The 13,732-nt window shown below is 68.4% G+C and carries 14 protein-coding genes; all 14 read right to left on the bottom strand.

Annotation, left to right across the window (positions count from 1 at the left end):
• Positions 1-56 precede the first annotated feature (56 nt).
• The gene (locus CR918_RS18615) at positions 57-2,402 is read right to left on the bottom strand and encodes an MMPL family transporter (protein ID WP_099844123.1); all 2,346 of its coding nucleotides are present in this window, start codon (positions 2,400-2,402) and stop codon (positions 57-59) included.
• On the bottom strand, positions 2,395-3,024 hold the full coding sequence (locus CR918_RS18620; RefSeq protein WP_099844125.1) for an outer membrane lipoprotein carrier protein LolA: 630 nt from the start codon (positions 3,022-3,024) through the stop codon (positions 2,395-2,397). Before CR918_RS18620 ends, CR918_RS18615 begins: the two co-directional genes overlap by 8 nt.
• On the bottom strand, positions 3,021-3,452 hold the full coding sequence (locus CR918_RS18625) for an acyl-CoA thioesterase (protein ID WP_025878003.1): 432 nt from the start codon (positions 3,450-3,452) through the stop codon (positions 3,021-3,023). The genes CR918_RS18620 and CR918_RS18625 overlap by 4 nt, the downstream gene beginning before the upstream one ends.
• Positions 3,439-4,989 (bottom strand): HAL/PAL/TAL family ammonia-lyase, encoded by a 1,551-nt coding sequence (locus tag CR918_RS18630; protein WP_099844127.1) that lies wholly within the window; start codon positions 4,987-4,989, stop codon positions 3,439-3,441. Before CR918_RS18630 ends, CR918_RS18625 begins: the two co-directional genes overlap by 14 nt.
• Positions 4,979-5,920 carry a lysophospholipid acyltransferase family protein gene (locus tag CR918_RS18635; protein WP_025878007.1) on the bottom strand — a complete coding sequence of 314 codons (942 nt, stop codon included), beginning with the start codon at positions 5,918-5,920 and terminating at the stop codon, positions 4,979-4,981. Before CR918_RS18635 ends, CR918_RS18630 begins: the two co-directional genes overlap by 11 nt.
• Before the next feature lies 1 nt (position 5,921).
• Positions 5,922-6,692: a glycosyltransferase family 2 protein gene (locus tag CR918_RS18640; protein ID WP_099844129.1), complete on the bottom strand. Its 771-nt coding sequence runs from the start codon at positions 6,690-6,692 to the stop codon at positions 5,922-5,924.
• Complete coding sequence (locus CR918_RS18645; RefSeq protein ID WP_099844131.1) at positions 6,682-8,370, bottom strand: ApeI family dehydratase; 1,689 nt, start codon at positions 8,368-8,370, stop codon at positions 6,682-6,684. The genes CR918_RS18640 and CR918_RS18645 overlap by 11 nt, the downstream gene beginning before the upstream one ends.
• Positions 8,363-8,914 carry a COG4648 family protein gene (locus tag CR918_RS18650; protein ID WP_099844437.1) on the bottom strand — a complete coding sequence of 184 codons (552 nt, stop codon included), beginning with the start codon at positions 8,912-8,914 and terminating at the stop codon, positions 8,363-8,365. Before CR918_RS18650 ends, CR918_RS18645 begins: the two co-directional genes overlap by 8 nt.
• Positions 8,915-8,936: 22 nt before the next feature.
• Positions 8,937-9,194 (bottom strand): acyl carrier protein, encoded by a 258-nt coding sequence (locus CR918_RS18655; RefSeq protein WP_025878014.1) that lies wholly within the window; start codon positions 9,192-9,194, stop codon positions 8,937-8,939.
• Positions 9,195-9,210: 16 nt separating this feature from the next.
• Entirely contained in the window at positions 9,211-9,468 is a 258-nt protein-coding gene (locus CR918_RS18660) for a phosphopantetheine-binding protein (RefSeq protein ID WP_005411610.1), read from the bottom strand.
• Entirely contained in the window at positions 9,455-10,252 is a 798-nt protein-coding gene (locus CR918_RS18665; RefSeq protein WP_099844133.1) for a lysophospholipid acyltransferase family protein, read from the bottom strand. Before CR918_RS18665 ends, CR918_RS18660 begins: the two co-directional genes overlap by 14 nt.
• Positions 10,245-10,991 carry a beta-ketoacyl synthase chain length factor gene (locus tag CR918_RS18670; RefSeq protein WP_025878021.1) on the bottom strand — a complete coding sequence of 249 codons (747 nt, stop codon included), beginning with the start codon at positions 10,989-10,991 and terminating at the stop codon, positions 10,245-10,247. Before CR918_RS18670 ends, CR918_RS18665 begins: the two co-directional genes overlap by 8 nt.
• A gap of 229 nt (positions 10,992-11,220) precedes the next feature.
• A complete protein-coding gene (gene cydB / locus CR918_RS18675) occupies positions 11,221-12,234 on the bottom strand; it encodes a cytochrome d ubiquinol oxidase subunit II (protein ID WP_099844135.1) in 1,014 nt (337 codons plus the stop codon).
• 1 nt (position 12,235) lies between these two features.
• Positions 12,236-13,633, bottom strand: a complete 1,398-nt coding sequence (locus CR918_RS18680; RefSeq protein WP_099844137.1) for a cytochrome ubiquinol oxidase subunit I — start codon at positions 13,631-13,633, stop codon at positions 12,236-12,238.
• Positions 13,634-13,732: the final 99 nt, after the last annotated feature.

The raw sequence follows: 13,732 nt of genomic DNA on the forward strand, positions 1-13,732 counted from the left end.
GTCCTTGTTGCTCGATCAGGTGGAAAAGCGGAGGAATCGGAATGAAGCGTGCCCGGTCAGGCCGGCGGAGCGTCATGCGGTGGCGGCCGGAACAGCGGCGAGATCAGCCACACCAGGCCGATGCCGAACAGCAGGGTGAGCCCGAACGCACGCAGCGCCGGCGTCTGCGAAAGACCCAGCAGGCCGAACGACAGCCAGGTGCTGGCCGCACCCACGCATACCGCCAGCCAGGCGCTGGCATCGCCGCGGTGCTCGATCAGGAAGATGCCGTAGTCGATGCCCATGCCCAGCAGCAGCATCAGTGCCAGCACGTTGAACAGCTGCAGCGGCTGGCCGAACAGGCCGAGCAATCCAAGGGTGAGCGCGCCGGCCACCAGGGTCGGTGCGAATACGCGCCAGGCCTGGCGCCGGTAGCGCAGCCACAGGGCGCCGAACACCAGCACGATGCCGACCAGCAGCAGGCCGCCCATCAGCTTGCGGTAGTGGCCCAGCAGCTGCGAGAAATCGGCCGTACGGTCGACCCAGCGCACGCCGTCCAGGCCTTCGGCAGCACCGCGCAGGGTGGCCAGTGCATCGGCACGCGACAGGTCATCGACCATCACCACGCTGATCATCTGCCCGCCCACGTTGCCGACCCACAGGTGGCGGAACGGCTGCGACGCCGGCGAGGCGAGGAACGCCTCGGCGCTCAGCGGCGCCGCTGCAAATGCCGGGCGCTGCAGCGGCTCGCCCACCGCCTCGCCCACGGCAGCCAGCACGCCGGGTTCCACCCTGGCGGTCAACGCCGCATCGGCCTGCTGCCGTGCGGGCGATGGCAACCAGTCACTGATTGCGCGGTAACCGCCGATGCGCTTGTCGTGGGTCAGTTCACGCAGGCGCGTGGTCAGCGCTTCTTCGCGCTGCAGCAGTTGTGCGGCATCGCTGCCCTGCACCAGGTAGAACTGCGCCGGGCTGGGCATGCCCAGCAACTGGCTGAGGCGGATCTGCTGGGCCATCAGCGCCGGCGGCGAGGACTGCAGGCTGCGCAGGTCGTCGTTGCTCTGCAGGCGGGCGATGCCGATGGCCGACACCAGCGCGGCCACGCCGAGGAAGATCGCCACCGGGCGACGCCCGTGCAGGCGCGGGAAACGCTCCAGCGTGTTGCCCAGCCACTGCGCGAAGCGGGTGGTACGGATCTCGCCACCGTCCAGCCACGGGAACCAGAAGATCACCGTGAGGAAGGCAGCGGCCAGCCCCACCACCGAGAACAGCGCCATCTGCCGCAGGCCGGGGAACGGCGCCAGGCCCAGCGCCAGGTACGCCAGCGCACTGGTCAGCAGCGCCAGCCACAGGCCCGGCAGCAGATGCCGCAGCAGCTTCCAGCGACGGTCGGCCGGCTCGGCCTGGCGCGAAGCGAACCAGTGGATGCCGTAGTCCTCGGCCACGCCAACCAGCGAGGCACCGAACACCAGGGTCAGCACATGCACCTTGTCGAACACCAGCACGGTCACCGCCAGCGCCACGCCACAACCGATCAGCAGCGAGGCGGCAACCAGCAGGATCGGCCGCAGCGAGCGGAACGCCAGCCACACCAGCAGCAGCACCGCCGCCAGCGAGCCCCAGCCGATGGTGTTGATCTCCTGGTTGGCCTGCACGGCAGCCGCTTCGGCATGCAACGGCACGCCGGCATGCAGGATCTCCAGATCCGGCGCAGCGGCCTTGGCCGCCTGTCCGGCGCGTTCGAGCAGGCCATCGAGATGACGCTCGCCATCGAGCCTGAAGGCCGAGCCCGGCGTATCGAACTGCAGCGCCGCCCAGTGCTTGCCTTCGGCCTCGAGCAGGCCGTCATCGCCCAGGCGCAGGCCGGAGCCCTGGGCCTGCTGCTGCCACCACTGCGGCCACAGTGACAGCGGATCCTGCCGCCACTCCGTCAACCGCGGCGCGCCCATCGGGCCGTACAGCGCGCCGAGTGCCTGTTCGGCCAACGCACCGGGTTCGGCCTGCTGCAACTGCTCGCGCTGGGCCGGGGTCAGCAGGCGATCGCGGTACGGTGCGTAGAACGCACGCGCCTGATCGAACCAGCCTTCGATCGAACCACTGGGCACCAGCAGCGCGCTGTCGGCATCACTGGCCATCGCCGCGGCGAACGCGGCCTGCGCGCGCTTGGCAGCGGCACCGTCGGTACTGCCGAGCAGCACCACCACCTGCCGCGAACTGCCATCGGCGATGCGCCGGGTGACGTCGCTGAGCAGGCGGTCGTGCGCGTCCTGCGGCAGCAGGGCGAGGATGTCGGTGTCGATCCGCGACTCCTGGCTCCACAGTCGCCACTGCTGCGCACCCAGCACCAGCAACAGCAGCAGCCAGGCGATGCCCAGCCAGTGCCACCAGCGGCGCAGGCGATCCGGTGCGGCGCTGTCACTCAAAGCGGCGCGCCTCGTCGGCGTTCAACGTGGCCGGCGCTTCGCTCAGCGCAGTGAACTGGATGCGGGTGCGATCCTGGTTGGCTTCGATGATCTCGACCTGGCGCACGTAACGGTCGCCCTGCAACGTCAGCGACTGGAAGGCCTTGGCCAGCATCGCCGACTTCGGCGTCAGCTTCAGGCGCCAGCCCTGCCCTTCACGGGTGGCCTCGACGTTGAACTGGCTGGACAGTGCCTGCACGTCACCGCTCATCAACGCGAACATGATCGCGTTGACCGAGCGCATCGCCGGCTGCTGGCGCGCGTCCAGTTCGACGCGGGTGCTGCCATCGCGCTGGCGGCTGAGGATTCGGTCGGCAGTGACCACCACCTCCGACGGGAACGGCTTGAGCGTGGACCAGATCACGCCCTGCTTGCGCGCGACCACGAACTGGCCCTGCGAACGCAGCGGGTTCTTGAAACCGCTGACCTGCTTTTCCTGGGTGAACTGACCACGCAGCACATCCGGTCGGGCGACGGCCTGGGTGATGGCATCGACGGCGGCATCAGCCGCCTGCACCAGCGGTGCGGCCACCAGCAGCAGCGCGCACAGCAGCACGCGCGGAAGACGAAGGGATCGGTTCACGGGGCAGGCACTCCAAGACGCTGCCACAGCACCGGCGGGCACTGGTACAGCATTTCCTTGCTGGCCGCGTCGACCGCGACCTGGATGGTCATTGCGCGGGTCAGCACCTGGCCGCTTTCCGCATCGAGGATCTCGTATTCGATCTTCAGCCGGTTCTCCCACTCGACGATGCGCGAGCGCACGCGCAGCGCCTGGCCGAACAGCAGCGGCCGCACGTACTTCACCCGCGCGTCGACCACCGGCCACAGGTAGCCCGATTCGAGCATCTGCGGATAGTCGTAGTCGTAGCGCTTCAGCAACGCGCAGCGCGCGATCTCGAAGTACTTGAAGTAGTTGCCATGCCAGACCACGTTCATCGGATCGCAGTCATGGAAAGCGGGGGCCAGCTCGACCTCGCCGACCAGTTCGTTGCCTTCATTCACCGACATACAGCTCCCAGCGTTGCGCGCGGATCTCCACCAGCAGTTCCCGCAGTTCGCGATCCAGCGCGCGGTCTTCTTCGACCAGGGCGATGCGCTGCCCCAGGTCGGCGTACATGTCGGCCAGACTGCCATGCAGCTGCGCGTTCATGCCAACCCGTTGGCGCAGCGCCAGGCCCTGGCGGGCGGCGATCAGCATGGCCGCCACCACCTGTTCAGTCAGTTCGATCACGCGCAGGCAGTCGCGCGCGGCGATGGTGCCCATGCTGACCTTGTCCTGGTTGTGGCATTCGGTGGACCGTGAGAACACCGAGGCCGGCATGGTCTGCTTCAGGGCCTCGGCCGTCCATGCGGAAACGCTGATCTGCAGCGCCTTCAGGCCATGGTTGATCGCCGCGCGCGGGCCGGTGGCCGCCGACAGGTTGGCCGGCAGGCCGTGGTTGTAGCGGGCGTCGACCACCAGCGCCAGCTGCCGGTCGAGCAGGTCGGCGATGTTGGCAACCGTATTCTTCAGCGTGTCCATCGCCAGCGCGATGTGCCCGCCGTAGAAGTGGCCACCGTGCAGGATGCGCTCGCCGTCGGCATCGATCAGCGGGTTGTCGTTGGCGCTGTTCAGTTCGGTTTCGATCAGCTGGCGCAGGAACGGCAGGGTGTCTTCCAGCACGCCGATCACGTGCGGCGCGCAGCGCAGCGAGTAGCGGTCCTGCAGGCGCTGCTCGTTGCGCGGCGGGCGCTCGCTGTGCAGGTCGCTGCGCAGGCGTGCGGCAATGCGCGACTGCCCCGGGTGCGGCTTGGCGGCGAACAGGGTTTCATCGAAATGGTGCGCGTTGCCATCGCTGGACAGCACATTGAACGCGGTCAGGCGCGTGGCCATGCGTGCCAGGTAATCGGCGCGCTGCCAGGCCAGGCAGGCCAGGCCGGTCATCACCGCCGTGCCGTTCATGATCGCCAGGCCTTCCTTCGGCCGCAGCTTCAGCGGCGTCATGCCGATCTTCGCCAGCACGTCGGCAGCCGGCTGCACGCGGCCGTCGTGCAGCACCTCGCGTTCGCCGCACAGCACGGCCGCCACGTACGACAGCGGGGTCAGGTCGCCACTGGCGCCCACCGAGCCTTCGGCCGGAATCAACGGCAGCACGTCGTGCTGCAGCAGCGTGGCCAGGCCTTCCAGCAACGGCACGCTGACGCCGGACATGCCACGCACCAGCGAGGCCAGGCGCGCGGCCAGCACGGCGCGGGTCTCGGCCGGGTCCAGGTAACGGCCCAGGCCGCAGCCATGGTAGGTGTACAGGTGGTGCGGCAGCTCGGCGACCAGTGCCGGCGGAATGTTCACCGTGCACGAATCGCCGTAGCCGGTGGTCACGCCATAGATGACGCCATCCTCGCGCAGCAGGCGGTCGAGGAAGTCGGCACCACGCTGGATATGTGCGCGGAACGCCGGCACATCGCTCAGCGCGGCCTCGCACTTGCGCTGGGCCAGGGCGACCACGTCTTCGATGGTCAGCGGTGCATCGCCGAAACGGCACACGGGTACGGCGTCAATCGTCATGAGGAGCCTGATCCCAGAAGGGGAAGAAATTGAACCAGTCCAGCGGGGACTGGATGACCTGGAGTTCCAGCCAGCGCGCGAAGCGCTGCGCCTGTTCGGCCAGTGCGGCATCGCGTGAACCGCGCGGCAGCACCACGCGGTCGGCGAACTGTTCGAATGCCACCCGATAGCCGTCGCCCTGGTGCAGGCACGACATCGTGTAGACCGGGCAGCCGAGCGCGGCCGCCAGCACATAGGCGCCGATCGGGAACGGCGCGCGGTGGCCGAGGAAATCAGCCATCACGCTGCGCCCGCCCTGCACCGGCACGCGGTCGCCAACGATGGCGACGAAGCCACCCGAGGCGACCTTGTCGGCCAGCATCATCGCCGTGGCCGGGCCCATCTCGGTAACCTGCACCAGCTCTACCGCGGCCAGCGGGTCCAGCCGTTGCAGCAGCCGGTTGAAGCGCTGCGCGTGCGCGGTATGCACCAGCACGGTGATGCGGAAGCCCGGCACCTGCTCGGCCAGCACCTGGCACAGTTCCAGGCAGCCGATGTGTGCGGTCAGGATCAGGCCGCCTTCGCGGCGCGCGATCCTGCCCAGCACCAGGTCACGCTGCAGGCGGATGCGCTCGGGCGGATAGCGGCCGCCGAGGCCGAGAATCTTGTCCAGCATCGTGTCGGCGAAGCTGAAGAAGTGGCGCAGGCTGTCGCGCCGGGTGGGCGCATGACCCAGCGCACCGGCATGGGCCTGCAGCCGCTGCAGGTACTGCATCGAGGCCTGGCGACCGACGCGGTTGCCCAGCCAGTGGCAGGCCACGACCGGCCACACGCAGAGGTGGAACGGCCAGCGCCCGAACCAGCGGTGCACCCAGCACAGGAACAGCACGCCGGCCACCGACGTGGACTCGCCGATGTCGGCCCAGTGCGGGGCGTCGTGCGCGTGGCTCATCTCAGCCCTGCCCCTGCAGGCGGCGCCACAGCAGGCGCGGCGCGCGCCAGAGCATGCCGAAGAACAGCCGGGTATGCATGCGGCTGATGCGCACGTTGTCGCGCCACACATCGAAATGCGAAACGCCGTCGGCGGGATAGGTCACCCGCGTAGCCAGGTGTTCGACCGGTACCTGCCGCCAGTACAGGCGCACCATCACTTCGGTGTCGAAATCCATGCGCCGGCCGATGGTTTCCTCGCCGACCAGGCGCAGCACCGGCGGCAGCGGATACACCCGGAATCCACACATGGTGTCGCGCAGGTGCAGCGACAGCGTGTTGATCCACACCCAGATGTGGGTGGCGTAGCGACCATACAGGCGCGCCTTCGGCACACTGGCATCGTAGGCGGGAATGCCGCAGATCACGGCGTCCGGCCGCGCGCGGGCGGCGTCGATGAAGCGCGGCAGGTCGCCGGTGTCGTGCTGGCCGTCGGCATCGATCTGCAGCACATGGGTATACCCACGACGCTGCGCTTCGGCGAAACCGGCCAGCATCGCACCGCCCTTGCCCTGGTTCACGTCCAGCCGCAGCAGGTCGACACCCGCTCGCTGTGCCAGTTCCCGCAGCACCAGCGCGCAGGACGGCTGCGAGCCATCGTCGACCAGCAGGCAGGGCAGGCTCGCAGCCTGCACGCCATCGACGACCGCGCCGATGGCGTGTTCGTGGTCGTACACGGGAATGACCACCAGCGGCGCGAACGCGCCGCCAGCGGTGGCCGGCTCAATGCGCATCGGCGAACACCACCCTGCCGCTGGCGTGCACGCCATGCACCGAGGTGTAGCGGAACGTCAGCACGCCGCGCCCGGTGTCCCAGTCCAGGTGCAGGGTCAGCTCGTCGCCGGGGCGGGCCACGCGCTGGAACTTCACTGCATCCATGCGCTGGAAACCAACCGGCAACACGAAGGCCTGGCGGCCGAAGCGAACTGCCCAGTCCAGCTGGGCGACGCCGGGCAGGATCGCCGCCTGCGGGAAGTGGCCCTGGAACGCGCGCAGCGCGGGGTCCAGCGTCATCCGCAGGGTGGCCGCCGCCTCGTCGCGACAGTCCCAGACCGGCACCGGCATCATCGGCTGGAACAACGCCACCAGTGCGGCCTGGGTGACCTTGCCCTGGGCATTGATCGGCAGCGATTCGACCAGGCGCCAGCGCCGCGGCCGGGTGACCGCATCGTGGCCCTGCGCCAACCGCGCACCGAGCCGCTGCCCCAGCGCACGCCGTGCGCCGTCACCGGCACGTGCCAACGTCGGATCGGCCGGCACCACCACGGCCGCCAGCTGCTCGCGCTGGCCCTGCAGCACCAGCACGCGCACGTCCTCGACTTCTGGATCCTCGCGCAGCGCGCGCTCCAGTGCATCCAGCGAAACGCGGCGTTCTTCGATCTTGACGATGCGGTCGGCACGGCCCAGCAGGCGGAAGCGGCCATCGGCCAGTGCTTCCACGCGATCCTGGGTGCGCCACCAGTCCAACGTCTCCAGGTGCGGCGAGGCCACCGCCAGGCAGTCCTCCTCGATCCGCCACTGCACGCCCGGCAACGGCTGCCACGGCGGTGCATCGGTGTCCCAGCGGCGCCAGGCGATGCCACCGGTTTCACTGCTGCCGTAAACCTCGGTGGGCGCCACGCCCAACCACTGGCGGACCTGGCGCGCGGCGTCCTCGGGCAGCGGTCCGCCGGAGGAGAACACCGCCCGCAGGCGGCCGTGCAGGCTGGCCCAGTCGAGCTGCTCGGGCAGGCGCTTGAGATGGGCCGGGGTCGCCACCAGCACCGTGTCGGTACCGGCCAGCGCGCCCACCAGGTCTTCGTGGAAGAAGCGCCGGGGCTGGATCGCACGGCCGGCAGCCAGCGGCCACAGCACGCGGAACAGCAGGCCGTAGATGTGCTGGTGGGACACGGTGCCATGCACCTGGGTACCGTCGAGCTGGGCGCCGAAGGCGGCCTGCAGCGCATCGACTTCGCGCGCCAACTGGTCCAGCCGCTTGCTGATCGCGCTGGGTTGGCCGGTGCTGCCGGAGGTGAACACGCACAGTTCGCAGGCGCGCTCGTCCAACGGCAGCAGCGCCACGTCGGCGGCGGCGCTGTCGGTGGCCTGCAACGGCTGGTAATCCGCCGACAGGTCACCTGCGAAGCCACTCACCTGCGGCTGCAGCGCCTGCAATGTCGCGGGCAGGTTGTCGGCGGCCAGGAACACCCGCTTGCCGGCATGCCAGGCACCGAACAACGCTGCAGCGAAGGCCACGGTGTCATCGAAGTAGAGCGCCCAGTCACGACCTTCGGCAGCGCTGAAAGCGTCATGCCAGGCCAGTACGCGCAGGCGGAAGGCGACATGGTCGAGGGCAGTGCCATCGCAGATACCGATGTCACGACCGGGCTGCGCCGCGATCAGCAGCCGGTCCAGGGCAATCCAGTCAGCCATGCGCGTGCGCTGCCTTAACCCGACGCCGTACCAGCCATTCGCCCCCGAACAACAATCCCATCATCACGTACGCCAACATTCCGTTGTAGAGCATCCAGACCCGGTCCGACGCATACAGCGCGGTGAGCAGGGCGAGACCACCATTGAGAACGAAAAAGCCGCACCACACCTGGGTGACGCGGCGGGTATAGACCACCGCGAACGGTGGCAGGTCCGGCTCCTGCAGGCGCGCCAGGCGTTCCACCAGCGGCGGACCGAAGCGCAGGCTGGTGGCGAACACCGTCAGCATCACCACGTTCACCAGCGCCGGGTACAGCTTCAGCGGCAGGGCCTGGTTGAGCACGGTGGCCAGCCCGGCCAGCAGGCCCGCGCCGGCGGCGGCGGCCCACCACAAGGGCTGGCGGGTGCTCAGCGCGCGCAGCAGGGCCAGCGCGAACAGCAGCAGCGACAGCCAGCGCGGCTCGAAGCGGCCCATCGCCACGTAGACCAGCACCGGATAGGCAAGCGAAATCGCTGCCACCACGACCATGCGTGCCCGTGCCATGGTCGCGGCGCCCGTGCTGCTGTCAGGCAGCAGCCTGACCGGGCAGCAGGCCATGCACGACATCAACGATGTCCTGCACGGTGCGCACGGCCTTGAACGCTTCAGGCTGCAGGTTGCGGCCGAGCAGCGGCTTGAGCTGCACGATCAGGTCCACGGCATCGATGCTGTCGATGTCCAGGTCGTCGTACAGGCGCGATTCCGGGCTGATCCGCGCCGGCTCGATCTCGAAGCTGTCGGTCAGGATGCGGACGATGCGCTCGAACAGTTCATTCTTGGTCATGGCAGTTCCTGGCGCCTTACGACTGGCGGGCGGCGACGAACTCGCCGAGCGCGCGCACGCTGGAGAAATGGCGACGGGTTTCTTCCGAGTCGGCCGAGAGGCTGACACCGTACTTCTTCTGCAGCGCCAGGCCCAGTTCCAGTGCATCGATCGAGTCCAGGCCGAGGCCTTCCACGAACAGAGGCGCGGTCGGATCGATGTCCTCCGGGGTGATGTCCTCCAGTGAAAGCGAGGAAATGATCAATTCCTTGATCTCGTGCTCAAGTGCTTGCACGGGTCGGATCTCCAGACAGGTCGAAATAACGAGTGAGGTGGTCGGTGACGCGACGGGCCGCCAGGGCATCCCCCCTTGGCGAGTCATCTTCGGCCAGGAACGGCGCGATCGGGATATCTTCGCCGATCTGCAGCTGAACGTGAAAACGACGTGAGGGTACACGATACCACTTCTGGCCCTTGGTCAACGTCGGCGGGGTGCAGGTGATGCGCACCGGGGTGATGTCCAGGCGCCCGCGCACGGCGATGTTGGCCGCGCCACGCTGCAGCCGCAACGGCTGCTCCGGCACGCTGCGGGTGCCTTCCGGGAAGATCACCAGGGTGCCGCCGGCGTGCACGGCCGCCGCGCAGTCATCGACCAGCCCAGCGCCGTCGTCATTGGAGATGTAACCGGCAGCACGCACCGGGCCGCGCATGAACGGGTTGCAGGCCACCGCCCGCTTCACAACGCAGTCAGCGTTGGGCAGCAGGGCGATCAGGCAGACCACGTCGATCAGGGTCGGGTGGTTGGCCAGCACCAGCAGGCCATCGCGCTGCAGGCGTTCGCGCCCGTCGACCTGCAGGGTCATCACGCCCAGCCGGCACATCAGCCACACATGGCTGGCGAAGGCACGCTGGACCAGCCGGCGGGCCCGGCGGCGACGCGCCACCGGGTCGCGCATCAGCAGCAGCACCGGCATCACCAGCACGCCCAGCAACAGACCGCCGACGCCAAACGCGGCGAAGCTGAGGCCGGTGCCGAACACCCGCCAGGCATGATCAAGGCGGCGCAGCGCCTCAGCCACGGCGGCGCCAGGACCAGCGTTGGCCCTGGGTCACGTGCTGCAGCTGCGGATCCCCGGCCAGCAGGAAGCGGTGCAGGTCCAGCGCATGCGGCAACACGCCCGGCGCGGTCGGCCCGGCGTCGCCGGCGACCTGCCAGGACAGCGAAAGATCGCTGCCGCCGGCAGTACCAGCGGGTGCCAGGCGCCAGCACCAAGCGAAGAACGGGTCGGGTTCGTCGGCGAATTCGGCGTAAACGTCGGGCAACGGCGATTCATAGACCACGATCCGCACTTCACTGGCACCATCACCAAGCAGGCCGACGGCCTCCAGGCACGCCGCTTCCACCGTCGACTGGCCAGCGGACAACGCCAGGTAGTTGCCCCGGTGGCCGCGGGCGATCGAATACAGCGCGGCGATCGCGTTGTGCACCGACAGGCCGAAGCCGGTGGGCGACAGCGGCTGATCGGCCACCAGCGAGCCCAGCAGGTCCATCGATCGGGCGACATCGCCATGGCGGCTGGCGAACACCAGCGGCACCTGGCTGTCAGCGCCCTGCCCGTCCTCGCACCAGCACGCGGCCTGGATCGCCATGCGGCCCAGGCGCTCGATCCGGCGGCGCTGCATGGCCGGAATCTCGGCCAGCGCCGGCGTGTCCTCACCCTGCGGGAGGAACGGTGCTCCGGCCCAGCCCATCCATTGGCTACGCTCGGTCAGGCCAGGCGCCCAGGCGGCCCAGTCGACAACGGAAAATTCGATCATTACCGGTGATGTTTCGATGGGCGAACGAGAGTCTCGAGCCATTACGGCGACACGCGGCTGCCCCCCATTCCTGCAGCCATGCATCCGTCCAGGACGTCGCCGGCTGCCCCCCTGGCTGCCGGAAAGGAGCGCACGCTAGCACGTCCGACACAGGGATGACATGTTTCACAAAGCACAACGGGGAGCGGTCAGCGACCGCCCCCCGCATGGACCGATCCAGCGAACCGGTTCAGTGATAGCCGGCGTCGGCGCGTACCTTGCCGCGGAACACCCGGTAGGACCATGCCGTGTAGCCCAGGATCACCGGCAGCAGCACCACCAGCCCCACCAGGGTGAAGCCCAGCGACGAGGCCGGCGCGGCGGCCTGCCACAGCGTCATCGACGGCGGCAGCAGGTACGGCCACATGCCCAGCACCAGGCCAGCGAAGCCCAGCACGAACAAGGCCAGGCTGAGCAGGAACGGCGGCAGGTCGCGACGCGGATGGGTGGCGCTGCGCCACAGCGCGATGGCCACCGCCAAGGTCAGCAGCGGCACCGGCGACAGCCACCAGAAGTTGCCGTCGCTGAACCAGCGGTCCATCAGCCGCGACTGCAGGAACGGCAGCCAGCTGCTGACCAGGCCCATTGCCGCGATCACCGCCACCACCAGCGGGCGGGTCATCTGTCGGGCCAGCGCCTGCACGCGGCCTTCGGTCTTCAGGATCAGCCAGGTGCTGCCCAGCAGTGCGTAGCCGGCTACCAGCGCGGCACCGGTCAGCATCGCAAACGGGCTGAACCAGCCGAACGCGCCGCCCTGGTACACGCCATCGACCAGCGGCAGGCCCTGCACCAGCGTGCCGAGGATCACGCCCTGGGCGAACGTGGCCAGCAGCGAACCGAGGCCGAACGCCACGCTCCACAGCCGCCGTGAACGGTGCGCCTTGAAACGGAACTCGAAGGCCACGCCACGGAACACGAGCGCCACCACCAGCAGCAGCACCGGCAGGTACAGCGCCGACAGCAGTACGGCATAGGCCCTCGGGAAGGCGGCCATCAGGCCAGCGCCGCCGAGCACCAGCCAGGTCTCGTTGCCGTCCCAGATCGGCGCGGCGGTGTTCATCATCAGGTCCAGCTGTTCCTCGTCCTCGGCGAACGGAGCGAGGATGCCGATGCCGAGCACGAAGCCGTCCAGCACCACGTACATCAGCACGCCAAAGCCGATCACCGCGAACCATGCCACCGGCAGCCAGGTCATCAGGTCCATGTCAGCGCTCCTCCAGCGGTTCGTCGGCGGCCGACAGCGGCCGCGCCGGGGTGTGGCTGCCATGGTCCAGCGAGGGGCCTTCGTCGTACGGCTGCGGGCCGTGGCGCAGGATCTTCACCAGGTACCAGATGCCCCAGCCGAACACGAAGGCATAGCCGATCACATAGACACCCAGCGACAGCGCGGTCATCCATGCACTCTGCGGGCCAACGGCATCGGCGGTACGCAGCACGCCATAGACCACCCACGGCTGCCGCCCCATCTCGGTGACGAACCAGCCCGACAGCAGCGCGATGAAGCCGCTGGGCAGCATCCAGTTCCAGCCACGCAGCAGCCACGGCGAGGCCAGCAGCTTCTTCCGCCACAGCTGGAAGGCCGAGACCCAGGCCAGCACCAGCATCAGCGTGCCCAGCCCGACCATGATGCGGAAGGCGAAGAACACCGGCGTCACCGGCGGCCGTTCGCTGGCCGGCACCGACGTCAGCGGATCGAACGTACCGTCCAGGCTGTGGGTGAGGATCACGCTGCCGAGCTTGGGAATGGCCACCTCGAAATCGTTGCGCTCCTCCTTCTCGTTGGGCAGCGCGAACACCACCAGCGGCACGCCCTCGCCCTCCTTGGTCTCATGCCAGTGCGCTTCCATGGCCGCGATCTTCATCGGCTGGTGCTTGAGCGTGTTCAGGCCATGCATGTCGCCGACGAAGATCTGCACCGGCACGGTCAGCGCCGCGAACGCCACCGCCGCGATCAACATCCGCCGCCCCGCTTCCACGTGCGTTCCCCTGCGCAGATACCACGCGCCCACACCACCGATCACGAAACAGGTGGTGATGAACGAACCCAGCGCCATGTGCGCCAGCCGGTACGGGAAGGACGGATTGAACACCACCTGCCACCAGTCGACGGGATGCACGATGCCGTTGACCATCTCGTAGCCGGCCGGCGTATGCAGCCAGCTGTTGGACGAGAGGATCCAGAAGGTAGAGAACAGCGTGCCCAGCGCCACCATGCAGGTGGACAGGAAATGCAGGCGCGGCGACACCCGGCCCCAGCCGAACATCATCACGCCGAGGAAGCTGGCTTCCAGGAAGAACGCGGTCAGCACTTCGTAGGTCAGCAGCGGTCCGATCACCGTACCGGCCACTTCGCTCAGCCGCGGCCAGTTGGTGCCGAACTGGAAGGCCATGACGATGCCGCTGACCACGCCCATGCCGAAGGACACCGCGAAGATCTTCTGCCAGAAGAAATACAGCTCGCGCCATACGGGCAATTTCGTGCGCAGCCAGCGCCATTCGATGAAGGCCAGCCAGCTGGCCGTACCGATGGTGAAGGCCGGGAACAGTACGTGGAAACTGATGACGAATCCGAACTGGATCCGGGACAACAACAACGCGTCCAAGGGACGCCTCCTGCCAGGTGCCGGTGGGATACCAGACCACTTTAGGGGGATATCGTTAAGCCGGGATGCGACCGGGTGACGCGCTGCTTCACTTTGTCG

The organism is Stenotrophomonas indicatrix (assembly GCF_002750975.1).
Taxonomy (GTDB): Bacteria; Pseudomonadota; Gammaproteobacteria; order Xanthomonadales; family Xanthomonadaceae; genus Stenotrophomonas; species Stenotrophomonas indicatrix.

Coding starts and splice junctions, on each gene's coding strand:
- CR918_RS18650 (WP_099844437.1), bottom strand. CDS start 8,914: ATGGCACGGGCACGCATGGTCGTGGTGGCAGCGATTTCGCTTGCCTAT.
- CR918_RS18625 (WP_025878003.1), bottom strand. CDS start 3,452: ATGTCGGTGAATGAAGGCAACGAACTGGTCGGCGAGGTCGAGCTGGCC.
- CR918_RS18640 (WP_099844129.1), bottom strand. CDS start 6,692: ATGCGCATTGAGCCGGCCACCGCTGGCGGCGCGTTCGCGCCGCTGGTG.
- CR918_RS18645 (WP_099844131.1), bottom strand. CDS start 8,370: ATGGCTGACTGGATTGCCCTGGACCGGCTGCTGATCGCGGCGCAGCCC.
- CR918_RS18655 (WP_025878014.1), bottom strand. CDS start 9,194: ATGACCAAGAATGAACTGTTCGAGCGCATCGTCCGCATCCTGACCGAC.
- CR918_RS18630 (WP_099844127.1), bottom strand. CDS start 4,989: ATGACGATTGACGCCGTACCCGTGTGCCGTTTCGGCGATGCACCGCTG.
- cydB (WP_099844135.1), bottom strand. CDS start 12,234: ATGGACCTGATGACCTGGCTGCCGGTGGCATGGTTCGCGGTGATCGGC.
- CR918_RS18670 (WP_025878021.1), bottom strand. CDS start 10,991: ATGATCGAATTTTCCGTTGTCGACTGGGCCGCCTGGGCGCCTGGCCTG.
- CR918_RS18635 (WP_025878007.1), bottom strand. CDS start 5,920: ATGAGCCACGCGCACGACGCCCCGCACTGGGCCGACATCGGCGAGTCC.